Origin of the sequence: Baekduia sp., assembly GCF_035318805.1 — a bacterium.
Classification (GTDB): domain Bacteria; phylum Actinomycetota; class Thermoleophilia; order Solirubrobacterales; family Solirubrobacteraceae; genus Baekduia.
The window spans coordinates 1-13,663 of sequence record NZ_DATHDY010000002.1 but is presented as its reverse complement, the minus strand read 5'-3'; the positions used below and the strand labels follow the sequence as shown (position 1 = coordinate 13,663).

Annotated in this window: 10 protein-coding genes; 4 read left to right on the top strand and 6 right to left on the bottom strand. The window is 69.8% G+C overall.

Annotated elements, in window-relative coordinates; translation table 11 throughout:
• The 3 genes from VK501_RS00065 to VK501_RS00055 form a co-directional block, all read right to left on the bottom strand.
• Positions 1-636, bottom strand: a 636-nt coding sequence (locus VK501_RS00065) for an ABC transporter ATP-binding protein (RefSeq protein ID WP_349260953.1), incomplete at its 3' end; no start/stop codon positions are given.
• Positions 637-841: 205 nt separating this feature from the next.
• Positions 842-1,639: an ABC transporter permease gene (locus VK501_RS00060; protein ID WP_324333359.1), complete on the bottom strand. Its 798-nt coding sequence runs from the start codon at positions 1,637-1,639 to the stop codon at positions 842-844.
• Positions 1,639-2,379 carry an ABC transporter permease gene (locus tag VK501_RS00055; RefSeq protein WP_324333357.1) on the bottom strand — a complete coding sequence of 247 codons (741 nt, stop codon included), beginning with the start codon at positions 2,377-2,379 and terminating at the stop codon, positions 1,639-1,641. The genes VK501_RS00060 and VK501_RS00055 overlap by 1 nt, the downstream gene beginning before the upstream one ends.
• A gap of 256 nt (positions 2,380-2,635) precedes the next feature.
• Here VK501_RS00055 and VK501_RS00050 point away from each other — a divergent pair, with 256 nt between their 5' ends.
• Positions 2,636-3,235: a hypothetical protein gene (locus VK501_RS00050; RefSeq protein WP_324333355.1), complete on the top strand. Its 600-nt coding sequence runs from the start codon at positions 2,636-2,638 to the stop codon at positions 3,233-3,235.
• 97 nt (positions 3,236-3,332) lie between these two features.
• Here VK501_RS00050 and VK501_RS00045 read toward each other — a convergent pair whose 3' ends face one another.
• The 3 genes from VK501_RS00045 to VK501_RS00035 are packed head-to-tail and all read right to left on the bottom strand — an operon-like array spanning position 3,333 to position 6,441.
• A complete protein-coding gene (locus VK501_RS00045) occupies positions 3,333-4,565 on the bottom strand; it encodes a helix-turn-helix domain-containing protein (protein WP_324333353.1) in 1,233 nt (410 codons plus the stop codon).
• A 35-nt stretch (positions 4,566-4,600) separates the two neighbouring features.
• Entirely contained in the window at positions 4,601-4,975 is a 375-nt protein-coding gene (locus tag VK501_RS00040; protein WP_324333351.1) for a P-II family nitrogen regulator, read from the bottom strand.
• Positions 4,972-6,441, bottom strand: a complete 1,470-nt coding sequence (locus VK501_RS00035; RefSeq protein ID WP_324333349.1) for an ammonium transporter — start codon at positions 6,439-6,441, stop codon at positions 4,972-4,974. Before VK501_RS00035 ends, VK501_RS00040 begins: the two co-directional genes overlap by 4 nt.
• A gap of 259 nt (positions 6,442-6,700) precedes the next feature.
• On the opposite strand from VK501_RS00035, the gene VK501_RS00030 reads away from it, so the two are divergent.
• The 3 genes from VK501_RS00030 to VK501_RS00020 all read left to right on the top strand — a co-directional run bounded on the left by VK501_RS00030 (position 6,701) and on the right by VK501_RS00020 (position 13,526).
• Positions 6,701-8,845: a glutamine synthetase III gene (locus VK501_RS00030; protein ID WP_324333347.1), complete on the top strand. Its 2,145-nt coding sequence runs from the start codon at positions 6,701-6,703 to the stop codon at positions 8,843-8,845.
• Between the two features lie 173 nt (positions 8,846-9,018).
• A complete protein-coding gene (locus tag VK501_RS00025) occupies positions 9,019-9,909 on the top strand; it encodes a type IV toxin-antitoxin system AbiEi family antitoxin domain-containing protein (protein ID WP_324333345.1) in 891 nt (296 codons plus the stop codon).
• Between the two features lie 35 nt (positions 9,910-9,944).
• Positions 9,945-13,526, top strand: a complete 3,582-nt coding sequence (locus VK501_RS00020) for a homocysteine S-methyltransferase family protein (protein WP_324333343.1) — start codon at positions 9,945-9,947, stop codon at positions 13,524-13,526.
• The last annotated feature ends 137 nt before the right edge of the window (positions 13,527-13,663 follow it).

Sequence of the window (13,663 nt, the reverse complement as noted above, 5' to 3'; positions counted from 1 at the left end):
CCGGCGCGCGCTCATGATGTCGTGCGTGATGACCGTGTAGCAGCCGCCGTTCTCCTCGTGGATCTCCTGGATCAGCTCGCACAGCAGCGCCGTGCGGACCGGGTCCAGGCCGGAGTCCGGCTCGTCGAAGAGGACGATGTTCGGGTCGAGGACGAGCGCCCGTGCGAACCCGGCGCGCTTGCGCATGCCCCCGGAGAGCTCGTTGGGCATCTTGTCGTGCGCCGACCCCAGGCCCACCTCGTCGAGGCGGCGGCGCACGATGTCGAGGATCTCGTCCTCGCTCTTGTCGGTGTGCTGACGCAGCGGGAACGCGACGTTGTCGATCAGGTTCATCGAGCCGAAGAGCGCACCGTCCTGGAAGAGGACGCCGAACCGCTTGCGCATGGCGAACAGCTCGTCGTCGGTCATGTTCGGCACCGACTCGCCGTGGACCAGGACGTCGCCCTCGTCGGGGTACAGCAGGCCGACCATGTGCTTGATGCACACCGACTTGCCCGTGCCCGACGGGCCGAGGATCATCGAGATCTTGCCCTCGGGCAGGCCCATGTTCAGGCCGCGCAGGATCTTGTTGCGGCCGAAGGACTTGTGGACGTCGATGAACTCGACCGCGTCGGGGACGCCCGTCGGCCGGTTCATGCCGGTGTGCCACTGGTACTCGTCGTCCTCGCCGTCGCCGGTCGGCGGCGCCTCGCGGACGACGGAGGCGCGCGCGGTCGCGGCAGCGCCGTCGTCGGCGCGCAGGCGCTCGTCGTCGGGCGTCGGGGCCGGTGCGAGCGGCTCGTCTTCGAACGCGTCGCCGCGGGGATCGTCGTACGGGTCTCGGGGGGTCTCGGACATGGGTTCAGCCTCCAATGGGGGCACGTGGGTTGGCGCCCCAGAACACCTGGGTGCCCAACATCCCGATGAGATGCACGAGCACGATGTTCATCACCATCGATTTCGCCGTCGCGGTCCCCACGCCGACCGGTCCGCCACCGGCGTGATAGCCGTAGTAGCAGCCCACAAGGACGATGGCCGTCGCCATCACCATGCCCTTGATGACGCTGTACAAGAGGTCTGGTGGGTTCTGGAACATCCAGAAGATCAGGGAGAAGCCGCCGGAGGAGACCTCGCCGATCTGCTGGACCACGGCCAGGTAGCTGGCGAAGAAGCCGGCGCCGACGGCCGCCATGTACATGAACGGCAGGACCAGCCACGAGGCCAGCAGGCGCGTGGCGCACAAAAAGAGCACGGAGTCGATGCCCATGACCTCGAGCGCGTCGATCTCGTCGGAGATCCGCATCGAGCCGAGCTCGGCCACGATGCCGGTGCCGACCTTGGCCGACATCATGTAGCCGAAGCCGTAGGGCACGATCTCGCGCAGGTCGCACCACGCGGCGAAGACGCCCGCATAGGCGGGCGCGCCCTGCGCACGCGTGAAATAGGCGCCCTCGATGCCGCACTGCAGGCCGACGATGAAGACCAGGCCCCAGATGACGAGCGTCGATCCGAGGATGAGGACCCCGCACTGGCGCAGCGTCTCCCCGAAGAAGTGCAGCACGCGCAGGCTGTAGACCTGCCCGAGGATCTTGCCGCTGAACTTCGCGATCTCGCCGAAGGACGAGATCCACTCGCGGGGCAGGGCGAACCATCCGGCCATCAGCGGATCACCGTGATCTCAGGATGGGTGGCGAGGAGCGTCTGGGTAAACACGTAGTTGAAGGCGAACACGCCTAGGAACGTGATCACCACCGCCTGGTTGACGGCCTTGCCGACCCCTTCGGCACCACCGCTGGCGGTCATCCCTTTGTAACAGCAGACGATCGCCGTGATCGCCCCGAACATCGTGCATTTCAGCAGCGAGCCCCAGAGGTCCGTCGTCGACGCATTCGTGAAGAAGGTCGCCCAGAACGGACCGAGCGGCGCGCCGTTGACGAGCGTGGCGATGAGGCCGCCGGTGATGCCGAAGATGATCGCGAAGATGTCGAAGAGGCCGGTGACGAGCATCAGGGCCAGGAAGCGCGGGACCACGAGGTTCTTGACGGGGTCGACGCCGAGCACCTGCAGGGCGTCGAGCTCCTCGCGGATCTTGCGCGCGCCGAGGTCGGCCGTGATGGCCGTGCCGGCGACGCCCGCGACGATGATCGCGCACACGAACGGCGCGAACTCGCGGATGATCGCCAGGACGAAGAACCCGCCGAGGCGGTCCAGCGCGCCGAAGAGGATGAGGAAGTTGGCGGCCTGGAGGCCCGGCGCGCCGTAGGAGACGGCGACCGTGGAGATCAGCAGCGGCAGCCAGCACAGCCGCAGCGCGAAGAGGAACTGGCCGACGAACTCGCTGCCGTACGGGTACGGCGGACGGAGGGCAGACACCATCGTCTTGCCCGTCAGGATCATCATGTCGCCCACTTCTTCAAGCAGGCTTCTCGCCGGGGCGAATGCCCGGTCGGCAACCGTGCTGACCACGCGGTCTCGGACCTCTCCTCTTGCAACCCTCGGGGGCACCTGCGAACCGCAGGCCTCCCGCCGGCGGCCAGTCTATGTGACTGTCGGTAACGCTGCCAAACGGGAACCGTCGTGCTCAGAAGTTCAACCTGCGACCCGTGACACCTTCCTCTGGTACGGTCCGCGCGGAGTGGGAGGGTCCAGGAGAACCTTGCTGGCGACGAGCGTCGCTGCGGTCGCCGCAGCGGGCGTTCTCGCGGGCTGCGGCGGCGGTGAGCGCCAGGACGCGAACGAGCCGTCGGGCATGTTCAAGGTGGACGTGACCAAGGCGTCGTTCCCGAAGCGTCAGCGGCTCTCCGACAGCGCGGTCATGCGCATCGTGGTCCGCAACGCCGACACGCGCGAGATCCCGAACGTCGCGGTGTCGATCCTGTCGGACGACCCCAAGGGCGGCGGCGGGTTCTCCACGCGCTCCGAGGCCCCCGGCCTGGCCGATCCCACGCGCCAGCTGTGGATCGTCGACCGCGGGCCCCGCGGCGGCGACACCGCCTACGTGAGCACGTGGGCGCTGGGCCGCCTGGCCGCGGGCCGGTCGCGCACCTTCGAGTGGCACGTGACCCCCGTGGTCGCCGGCTCGCACATGTTGCGCTGGCGCGTCGCGGCGGGGCTCAACGGCAAGGCCCGCGCGCAGACCAAGGACGGCCAGGAGGCGGCCGGCACCTTCCCGGTCAGCGTCTCCAGCGAGCCGGCCGCCGTGACCGTCGACCCGAAGACGGGCGACGTGGTCAGCGCGACGGACGCGGCGAACTAGCGCCGGGCAGGAGGTCCGGGTCGATCCGTCGTGGATAATCCATCACGAAGCGACCCGGATCTCCCAGCTCAGAGATCCGGTCGCCCCCGGGCTCAGATCACTTCGGCAGCCGCGGCGCGATGATGCGGTAGGCCTTCAGCCCGAGGCCGAGGCGCTCGCGGTCCTCGGAGAGCATCGGGTCAAGGCCCGTCAGCTCCTTCACGCGCTCCAGGCGGTAGGCCACCGTGTGGCGGTGCGCGTAGATCGCCGAGGCGGTGGCGTTCATGTTGCAGTTCTGCTCGAGGTAGGACTCGAGCGTCCCGACCAGGTCGGTCCGGTACTGGTCGTCGTAGCGCACGATCGGCGCGACCGTGTCCTCGTAGAACGAGCGCACCTCCTCGGGGTGCGACGCCAGCACCCGGAACAGCAGCCGGTAGGTGCCGGTGCCGATGTCCTGCACGCCGTCCCAGCCTCCACCCTCGCCCTGCTTGAGCACGTCGAGGACCAGCTCGGCCTCCTGGATCGCGCGCGGGAGCTCCGCCGGATCGGAGTAGAAGCTCGAGACGCCGACGGTGCCGTGGCGGCGCAGGCGCGTCGCCAGCGCCCGCCCGCGCGCCGTCGTCGTGTCCGGCGCGTCGTCGCCGCCGGTGCCCGGCAGGATCGCGTACACGCGGCCGTCGAGGTGCTCGGCCAGCGACCCGGGCTCGTCCCCCGTGATCGTCGCGATCACGTGGCGCGGCCGGTCGGTCGTCAGCTCTGCGCACAGCACGACGGCACCGCGCGCCAGGTCGCAGCCCAGCCGGGCGGCCCGCCGCACGACCTCGCGCGGCTCCAGGTCGGGCCGGGACCGAAGATCTTCGAGGAACGAGCCGCGCAGGTTCTGCTCGACCTCCTCCTTGGCCTCCTCCACCGCGACCTCGGTCAGGCACGCGACCGCCGCGAGGTGCAGGAAGTCCGCGGCCTCGGGCGAGGCCGGCGGATGCGCCGGGTCGGGGTCGTGCAACAGCACGACCGCGCCGACGACGTCGTCGCCCGACTGGATCGGGACCTCCGTCGCCAGCGCCTCGGGCACCTGCGACGGCCGGTCCCGCACGCGGTCGGAGACGTAGCGGCGGACCTCTTCGAGGACCTGGTCGCTCACGCCCAGAGCGCCGCCGGCCGCCGCCGCGGCGTCGAGCCGCGGCACGACGATCGCCACGGGCGCCCCGGCCGCCTCGGCCGCCAGGGCGGCGACCTGCTGGAGGCCGTCGCCGCCCAGCACCGCGTCGACCATCCGCAGGTGGACCGACCGCAGCCGCTCCACCAGCGAACCGGCCGGCGAGGCGGCGGAAGCCGCCTGAGTGGGATCCATGCTTCCCGCCGCCTCGCCCATTCGGTCGTCCTTCCTTACGCGGGCGTAGACGCGGCGGCGTCCGGGTGGGCCTGGAGGATCTCTTCCCCGGCCTCCCCGGTACGGACGCGGTACGCCTCTTCGACGGGCATCACGAACACCTTGCCGTCGCCGACGGCCCCGGTGCGGGCGTGCTTGAGGATCGTGTCCACGATCGCCTGCACGTCACCCGAGGCCACGACGCACTCCACCTTGACCTTCGGCCGGAGGTAGTTCGTGAGCTCGGCGCCGCGGTACCGCTCGGTGATGCCCTTCTGCCGCCCCGAGCCCTTCACCTCGCTGATGGACAGCGACGGGAAGCCGAGCTCGAGCAGCTCCGTGCGGATCGGCTCGAACGCCTCGTGGCGGATATAGGCAACGACCATCTTCATGTTGCGGGAACCTCCGTGTGAGTCGCGATGGGGCCGACGCCGTCAGCGGCGCGGGTCCCCTGTGGGGCCGCACCGTAGCCGACGAGCTCCGGGGCGGGAATGAACTGCTCCGGGTACCCGTACATGCCATGCTCGGAGATGTCCAGGCCGGCCAGCTCCTCCTCCTCGGACACCCTCATGCCGTACGTCGCCTTGATGACGCCGAAGGCGATGTAGGACGCCACGAACACGAAGGCGAACACGGTGACCACGCCGAGCGCCTGGATCAGGAGCTGGTGGAAGGAGCCCGTGTACAGCAGGCCCCCGTCACCGACGGCGTTGAAGCTCGCCAGCCGTGGGTGGGTGAAGATGCCGCAGGCGAGCGTGCCCCAGATGCCGGCCAGGCCGTGCGCCGAGAGCGCGCCCACGGGATCGTCGACGAACTTGTCGATCGCGTAGACGCCGAACACCACGATGACGCCGGCGACCATGCCGATGACCAGGGCGGCCCAGGGCACGACGTAGCCCGAGGGCGCCGTGATGGCGACCAGCGCGGCGATCGCGCCGTTGCCCGCCATGCCGATGTCGATCGACTTGGTCTTCCAGTACGCCGTCAGGACCGCGGTCAGCACGCCACCGGCGGCGGCGATGTTCGTGGTCAGGACGACCTCCGTGAAGCGACCGTCCAGCGCGCCGAGCGTCGAACCCGGGTTGAAGCCGAACCAGCCGAGCCACAGGATGAAGATGCCCAGGCCGAACAGGGGCATGTTGTGGCCGGGGATCGCCCGCGGCTTGCCGTCGGGCCCGTACTTGCCCTTGCGCGGACCGAGGTGCAGGAGGGCCGCCAGGGCGCCGGTCGCACCGATGAGGTGGACGGCCGTCGAGCCGGCGAAGTCCTGCATGCCGAGGTTGCTCTGCAGCCAGCCGCCACCGAAGACCCAGCCCGAGGCGATCGGGTAGATCAGCGCGGAGAACACGATCGCGTACAGGACGTACACGCCGAACTTGATCCGCTCCAGGGTCGTGCCCCAGACGATCGCCAGCGAGACGGCGCAGAAGACGAACTGGAAGAAGAACTTCGACTCGATCGTGGCGTCCGACAGGCCCATGATCGGGAAGGCCTTCTGCGGATCGCCGTAGTCGCGCAGGAAGAACCCGTGCGTGCCGATGACGTGGCCGGCGTCGCCGCCGAACGCGAAGGCGAAGCCCACCGCCCAGTACAGGATGGCGGCGATCGAGAAGTTCACGAGGATCTTCGCGACGATCGTGCCGGCGTTCTTGCCGCGGGAGAACCCGATCTCCAGGAAGGCGAAGCCCGCCTGCATGAAGAACACCAAAACGCCGGCCACGATGACCCACATCGAGTTGATGCCGACGCTGTCCGGCAACGAGCCGGAGTCGTAGATGTCTGCCGATGCCGTTGCCGGCACCACGAGAGCGGCGAGCACACCGAATGCCAGTGCGCGTGCCGTCAGGGAACGTCTCATGTGACCTCCTAGTCGAGCGTGCTCCGGCAGTCTCTTGGAGCGGTGTCCCCCGGTCGTTAGCCCGATGTCGAAAGATCGTCGGTGCCGATTCGCCACCCGGTCGAGACGGCCCTGACCTCAGGGCGAACGCGTTGCGCCGGAGTTTGGACATCGGTACAAGGCACCTATGACGCGCGCGTCATAGGCTCATTGGGACGCCGCCCGACCGCGAGTCGGTCGCCGTACGCACGCACGCCCTCCAGGAGGAAATCCCCGCCCCATGAGAACCCGTCAGCAGAACGTCACCGCCGCGCAGTGGTCGGTCAACGGAGGCGCCATGGGCACCACCGACCTGACCGCCCCTGGGGCCAACCTCTTCGGCGCCAACGTCTTCACGGTCGACGAGCAGCGGGCGCGCCTGCCCAAGCACGTCTACCGCGACCTGACGGCGACGCTCGAAGCCGGCGCGACGCTGGATCCGTCGCTGGCCGACGCGGTCGCGCAGGCGATGCGCGAGTGGGCGATGGAGAAGGGCGCGACGCACTACACGCACTGGTTCCAGCCGCTGACGGGGCTGACGGCCGAGAAGCACGACTCGTTCTACAACCCGACCGGCGACGGCCACGCCATCGCCGAGTTCTCGGGCAAGGAGCTCGTCCAGGGCGAGCCCGACGCCTCGTCGTTTCCGACCGGCGGCATCCGCGCCACGTTCGAGGCCCGCGGCTACACGGCCTGGGACCCCACGTCGCCCGCGTTCATCCTCGACAACCCCAACGGCACCTTCCTGTGCATCCCGACGGCGTTCGTGTCGTGGACGGGCGAGGCGCTGGACCACAAGATCCCGCTGCTGCGGTCCATGGACGCGCTGTCCAAGAGCGCGCTGAAGGCCCTGGCGCTGTTCGGCGAGACCGAGGCCAGCCGCGTCTTCACGACGGTCGGGCCCGAGCAGGAGTACTTCCTCGTCGACGAGCAGTACTACTTCGAGCGCCCCGACCTCTACACGACGGGCCGCACGCTCTTCGGGGCCAAGCCGCCCAAGGGCCACGAGCTCGACGAGCACTACTTCGGCTCGATCCCCGAGCGCGTCCTGGCGTTCATGATGGAGAGCGAGGAGGAGCTGCGGAAGCTGGGCGTGCCGGTCAAGACGCGCCACAACGAGGTCGCGCCCGCGCAGTACGAGCTGGCGCCGATCTTCGAGAACTCCAACGTCGGCTCCGACCACCAGCAGCTGACGATGCAGATCATGCAGAACGTCGCCCGCCGCTACGGGTTCGTCTGCCTGCTGCACGAGAAGCCGTTCGCGGGCGTCAACGGCTCGGGCAAGCACAACAACTGGTCGATGGGCACCGACGCCGGCCACAACCTGCTCAACCCCGGCGAGACCCCGGACGAGAACGCGCAGTTCCTGTTCTTCTGCGCCGCGGTGATCAAGGCCGTCAACAAGCACCAGGCGCTCCTGCGTGCCTCGGTCGCCAACGTCGGCCAGGACCACCGCCTCGGGGCCAACGAGGCGCCGCCGGCGATCATCTCGATCTTCCTGGGCGCCGAGCTGGAGCAGGCGTTCACCAAGATCGCGACCGGCAAGGGCCGCCGCGTGAAGAAGGGCCTTATGGGCCTGGGCGCCGAAGTCCTCCCGCAGCTGCCGCGCGACGGCGGCGACCGCAACCGCACGTCGCCATTCGCCTTCACCGGCAACAAGTTCGAGTTCCGGGCGCTCGGCTCCAGCATGTCGCTGGGCTTCGTCAACACGGTGCTCAACACGATCGTGGCCGAGGCCATCGACGACCTGACCAAGGAGCTGGAGACGCAGCTCAAGGCGGCCAAGGGCGACATCGGCGTCGCGGTGCCGCTCGTCGTGAAGGGCGTCTGGGAGTCTGACAGCGCGATCATCTTCAACGGCGACGGCTACTCCGAGGAGTGGCACGCGGAGGCCAAGGAGCGCGGCCTCTACAACCTGCCGACCACGCCCGACGCGCTGCCGTGGATCATCAACAAGCAGACGGTCAAGGCCTTCGAGAACTACAACGTGCTCTCGCAGCGCGAGCTCGAGTCGCGCTACGAGGTCTTCGTCGAGCAGTACGCGACCAAGCTCAACATCGAGGGCGAGACCTCGGCGGCGATCGCCCGCACCCAGATCCTCCCGGCGGCCGTGCGCCACCTGGCGGAGCTGCGGGCCGGCGGCGTCGACGTGCTGGTCGACGAGGTCGAGCCGCTGGTCACCGAGCTGCACACCGCGCTGCTCGCGCTCGAGAAGGCCAACGACCACGACGGACCGGATGGCGGGCTGAAGCACGCCAAGTACATGCGCGACACGGTCATCCCCGCGATGGACGCCGTTCGCGCGGTCGCCGACCGCCTCGAGGGCCTCGTCGCCGACGACCTCTGGCCGCTGCCGAAGTACTCGGAGATGCTGTTCATCAAGTAGGGCCCGCGGCACCGCACGCGTGTTCGGAGGCCCCGCATTCGCGGGGCCTCCGGCGTTTCTGCGCACGTTCGTGACGATCCACGCGCCCCGCGTCACTCGCCCCGCTCCACCCTGCAGGGGTGGCCGGGATCACCGACACAGATGGTGGGTCGAAGCGGCCACCCCACCCTGATGTGACGATCGCGTCGCTCGCCGCGAGCCATCACGGGGTCGTCGACCTTCACGAGCTCCTGGATGCGGGCATCAGCGAGCGCCAGGTGCAGCACCGGGCGCTGACGGGGCGGCTGCATCGGAAGTACCCGGGCGTGTACGCCGTCGGCCACCCGGAGCTGAGCGTCGACGGCCGGCGCTATGCCGCCGTCCGCGCGTGCGGGCCGCGCGCGGTCGCCAGCCACCTGATGGCGGCAGCGCTCTGGGGCCTGCGGCGCAGCGGACGACTGGAGGTCACGGTCCCGCACAGCCGCGGCGGCCTGGACGCGGTGATCGTCCACGAGACGCGCCGGCTGTCTGCGGGTGACACGACGGTGATCCGCGCGATCCCCGTGACGAGCCTCGCGCGCACGGTGGTCGATCTCGCCGAGCTGCTGCCGGCCGACCGGCTCGAGCGGGTCCTGGACCATGCCGGGCGGCACGAGGCGTTCGACCTCGGCGCGGTCGAGGCGGCGCTGGCGCGGCTGCCCGGCCGTCGCGGTGCGCCGAAGCTGCAGACGCTGCTCGGCGCGCCCTCCCCCGGCCCGACGCGCAGCGAGCTCGAAGACGCGTTCCTCGCGCTCTGCCGGCGCGCTGGCCTGCCGGTGCCGCAGCTCAACGTGCACCTCGCGCTCGGCGACCGACTCGTGGAGGTCGACGCGCTCTTCGGCCCGGCCGGCGTGATCGTCGAGCTCGACGGCGCCGCCACGCACGACACGACGGCGGCGTTCCACGCCGACCGCCGCCGCGACGCCATCGCCGCGGCCGCCGGCTTCCAGACGCTCCGTTACACGTGGGAGCGCGTGACCCGCGAGCCGCGCGAGGTCACCGCGGAGCTGCGGGCGGTCCTGCGACCGCGCCCCGACCTACCCTGACACAGTTGTGTCAAGGTTGCGCTACCCTTCCCCGCATGCGTGATTTCCTGGCCGCCGCACGTGACCACGTCGTCGTCTTCGACGGCTCGATGGGCGCGACGCTGGAGGAGTTCGACCTCTCGCAGGCCGACTACGGCGGGCTGGCGGGCAAGTGCCACGAGGCGCTCGTCCTGCACCGGCCCGACGTCATCCAGGAGCTGCACGAGTCGATGGTCCGCGCGGGCGCGGAGGTCGTCGAGACCGACACGTTCCAGGCCAGCAAGCTCAAGCTCGACGAGTGGGGCCTGGGCGAGCACACCTTCGAGATCAACCAGAAGGCCGCAGAGATCGCACGCCGGGCCGTCGGCGAGAACCTGTTCGTCGCGGGCTCGATCGGCCCGACCGGCCACCTCCCCGCCTCCGACGACCCGACGCTCGGCGCGATCACCTTCCGCGAGCTCGCCGAGATCTTCACGCAGCAGGCGCAGGGGCTCGTCCGCGGCGGCGCCGACCTCCTGATCATCGAGACCGCCCAGGACATCCTGGAGGTCAAGGCCGCGATCTTCGGCGCCCGCGAGGCGTTCAGGCTCGAGGGCCGCACGCTGCCGATCCAGACCTCGGTCTCGCTGCTGCCCAACGGCGGCAAGATGCTGCTGGGCACCGACATCTCCGCGGTCCTCGCGACGCTCGAGGCGCTCAAGGTGGACGTCATCGGCCTCAACTGCTCCACGGGCCCCGAGGACATGCGCGACGCGATCCGCTTCCTCGGCGAGCACTCCCCGCTGCCGGTGCACTGCATCCCGAACGCCGGTCTGCCCCAGCAGGGCCGCAACGGCGAGACGATCTTCCCCGAGGGCCCCGATCAGCTCTCCAAGGTGCTCGGCGAGTTCGTCGACAACTACGGCGTGTCGATCGTCGGCGGGTGCTGCGGCACGACCGTCGACCACATCTCCGCGATCGCCGAGCGCGTCAAGGACGCCAAGCCGTCCGGGCGCCCCGCCCCGCGCGCGCCGCACCTCAGCTCGATGATCGCCGCGACGCCGCTGGCCCAGGAGCCGGCCCCGACGATCGTCGGCGAGCGCGTCAACTCGCAGGGCTCGCGCAAGGCCAAGGAGATGCTGCTGGCCGACGACTACGACGGCCTCGTGCAGATCGCCGAGGACCAGGTCGAAGGCGGCGCGCACGTGCTCGACCTGTGCGTCGCGCTCACCGAGCGCGCCGACGAGGACCAGCAGATGCGGATGGTCGCCAAGCGCGTCTCGCTCAGCCAGCCCACCCCGATCCAGATCGACTCGACCGAGCCCGACGTCATCAAGCTCGCGCTGGAGCAGACGCCCGGCCGCGCGATCGTCAACTCGGTCAACCTCGAGGCGGGGCCCGACAAGCTCAACACCGTCGTCCCGCTGGCCATCGAGCACGGCGCGGCGCTCATCGCGCTGACCATCGACGAGGTCGGCATGGCCAAGACGGCCGAGCGCAAGGTCGAGATCGCCCGGCGCATCAAGGAGCTGGCCTGTGACGAGCACGGCCTCGATCCCGAGCTGCTGATCTTCGACGTCCTGACCTTCACGCTGACCACCGGCGACGACGAGTGGAAGCCGTCGGCGGTCGAGACGATCAAGGGCATCACCGCGGTCAAGGAGGCGCTGCCGGGCGTCAAGACCTCGCTCGGCGTCTCCAACGTCTCCTTCGGCGTCGGCCAGCCCGCCCGCGCGGTCCTCAACTCGGTCTTCCTGCACCACTGCGTCGAGGCCGGCCTGGACCTCGCGATGGTCAACCCCAATCACATCACGCCGTACGGCGAGATCTCCGCGGAGGAGCGCGCACTCGCCGACGACCTCGTCTACAACCGGCGCGAGGACGCGCTGCAGCGCTTCATCGAGCACTTCGAGTCGCGCGGCGAGGCCGCCGAGGCCGAGGTCGCCGACCCCACCGCGGGCATGGAGCCCGAGGAGGCGCTGCACTGGCACATCCTGCGCCGCAAGAAGGACGGCGTGGAGGCCCAGATCGACGCGGCCGTCGAGAAGCTCGGCGCGGTGCCGGTGCTCAACGGCGTGCTGCTGCCCGCCATGAAGGAGGTCGGCGACAAGTTCGGCGCCGGCGAGCTGATCCTGCCCTTCGTTCTGCAGAGCGCCGAGGTCATGAAGCGCGCGGTCGCCCAGCTGGAGAACTACCTCGACCGCATCGAGGGCTACACCAAGGGCACCGTCGTGATCGCGACCGTGTTCGGCGACGTGCACGACATCGGCAAGTCGCTGGTCAACACCATCCTCACCAACAACGGCTACACGGTGGTCGACCTGGGCAAGCAGGTCCCGGTCTCGACGATCATCGAGGCGGCCAAGGAGCACGACGCGACGGCGATCGGGCTCAGCGCCTTGCTGGTGAGCACCTCCAAGCAGATGCCGCTGGCCGTGCAGGAGCTGCAGCGCGAGGGCCTCGAGTTCCCGGTCCTCATCGGCGGCGCGGCCATCAACCGCGCGTTCAGCTACCGCACGCTGCACGTCAACGGGCTCGACGACGCGACGCTCTACGGCCCCGGCGTCTTCTACTGCAAGGACGCGTTCGAGGGCCTGGCCGTCATGGACAAGATCGTCGAGGACGAGCCGCGCGCAGCGCTGCTGGACAAGCTCCGCACCGACGCCGACCACTTCCGCGAGAAGGGCGAGGAGATCGAGGTGCTCGACACGAGCGGCACCGAGCGCTCCGAGCTGCCGACCGACAACCCGATCCCCGAGCCGCCCTTCTGGGGCGTGCGCGAGATCCCGGTCGACCTCGACGAGGTCTACCCGCACCTCGACACCCACGTGCTGTTCAAGCTGCACTGGGGCGGCAAGGGCGTCAAGGGCCAGGCGTGGAAGGACCTCGTCGACGGCACCGACGAGGAGGAGGGCTTCCGGCCCCGGCTCGAGCGCATGTGGCGCGAGCAGACCTACCTGCATCCCCGCGCGCTGTTGGGGTACTTCCCCTGCTACAGCGAGGGCAACGACATCGTCGTGCTCGACCCCGAGGACCGCGAGACCGTGCTGCAGCGCCTGTACTGCCCGCGCCAGCCCGGCAACGCCCACCTCAGCGCGGCCGACCTCTACCGCCCGAAGGAGAGCCGCGAGCTCGACGTGATCGGGCTCCAGGTCGTGACCGTCGGCGACGAGGTCACCGAGTTGATGGCCAAGCTGGAGGCCGACGGCGAGTTCGCCGAGCAGCTCTACGTCCACGGCCTCGGCGTGCAGACGGCCGAGGGCCTGGCCGAGTGGCTGCACTACAAGGTGCGCGAGGACCTCGGCATCCCGGTGACCCAGGGCCGCCGCTACTCGTGGGGCTATCCGGCCGTGCCGGAGCAGTCCGAGCACGAGAAGGTCGACGCGCTGCTGGACCTCTCCCGGATCGGCATGGAGCTCAGCGACGGCTACGCGGCGGTGCCCGAGCAGTCGACGCTGGCGATGATCGCCCACCACCCCTACGCCAGCTACTTCACGATGAAGCAGGGCCGGATCCTGTCGACGCCCGACGACATCATCAAGGGCTCCAAGCGCGACCCCTCGCTGTTCGCGCAGGCCGACGCCGCGGAGCTCGACTCCGACCCGGTCGAGGGCGGCGTCGCCGAGGACGAGGACACGCCGGTCGCCGCCGAGGCCTAGGAGCGTGGGTCGCTAAGCGGCGCGGGCGTGGTCTGGCGGGGCCGCTGTTGGGTGTGGGCCGGTTTTCAGGCCCGTGGCGGGTGGGCGGGGCGCGAAGCGCCCCGCCCGTTGTCGTTGGGTGCTGCCAGCGGCTGCGG

What these genes read in the sequence shown, in the direction of transcription:
- VK501_RS00060 (WP_324333359.1), bottom strand. Translation starts at nt 1,639, where the DNA reads ATGGCCGGATGGTTCGCCCTGCCCCGCGAGTGGATCTCGTCCTTCGGC.
- VK501_RS00055 (WP_324333357.1), bottom strand. Translation starts at nt 2,379, where the DNA reads ATGATGATCCTGACGGGCAAGACGATGGTGTCTGCCCTCCGTCCGCCG.
- VK501_RS00045 (WP_324333353.1), bottom strand. Translation starts at nt 4,565, where the DNA reads ATGGATCCCACTCAGGCGGCTTCCGCCGCCTCGCCGGCCGGTTCGCTG.
- VK501_RS00040 (WP_324333351.1), bottom strand. Translation starts at nt 4,975, where the DNA reads ATGAAGATGGTCGTTGCCTATATCCGCCACGAGGCGTTCGAGCCGATC.
- VK501_RS00035 (WP_324333349.1), bottom strand. Translation starts at nt 6,441, where the DNA reads ATGAGACGTTCCCTGACGGCACGCGCACTGGCATTCGGTGTGCTCGCC.
- VK501_RS00030 (WP_324333347.1), top strand. Translation starts at nt 6,701, where the DNA reads ATGAGAACCCGTCAGCAGAACGTCACCGCCGCGCAGTGGTCGGTCAAC.
- VK501_RS00020 (WP_324333343.1), top strand. Translation starts at nt 9,945, where the DNA reads ATGCGTGATTTCCTGGCCGCCGCACGTGACCACGTCGTCGTCTTCGAC.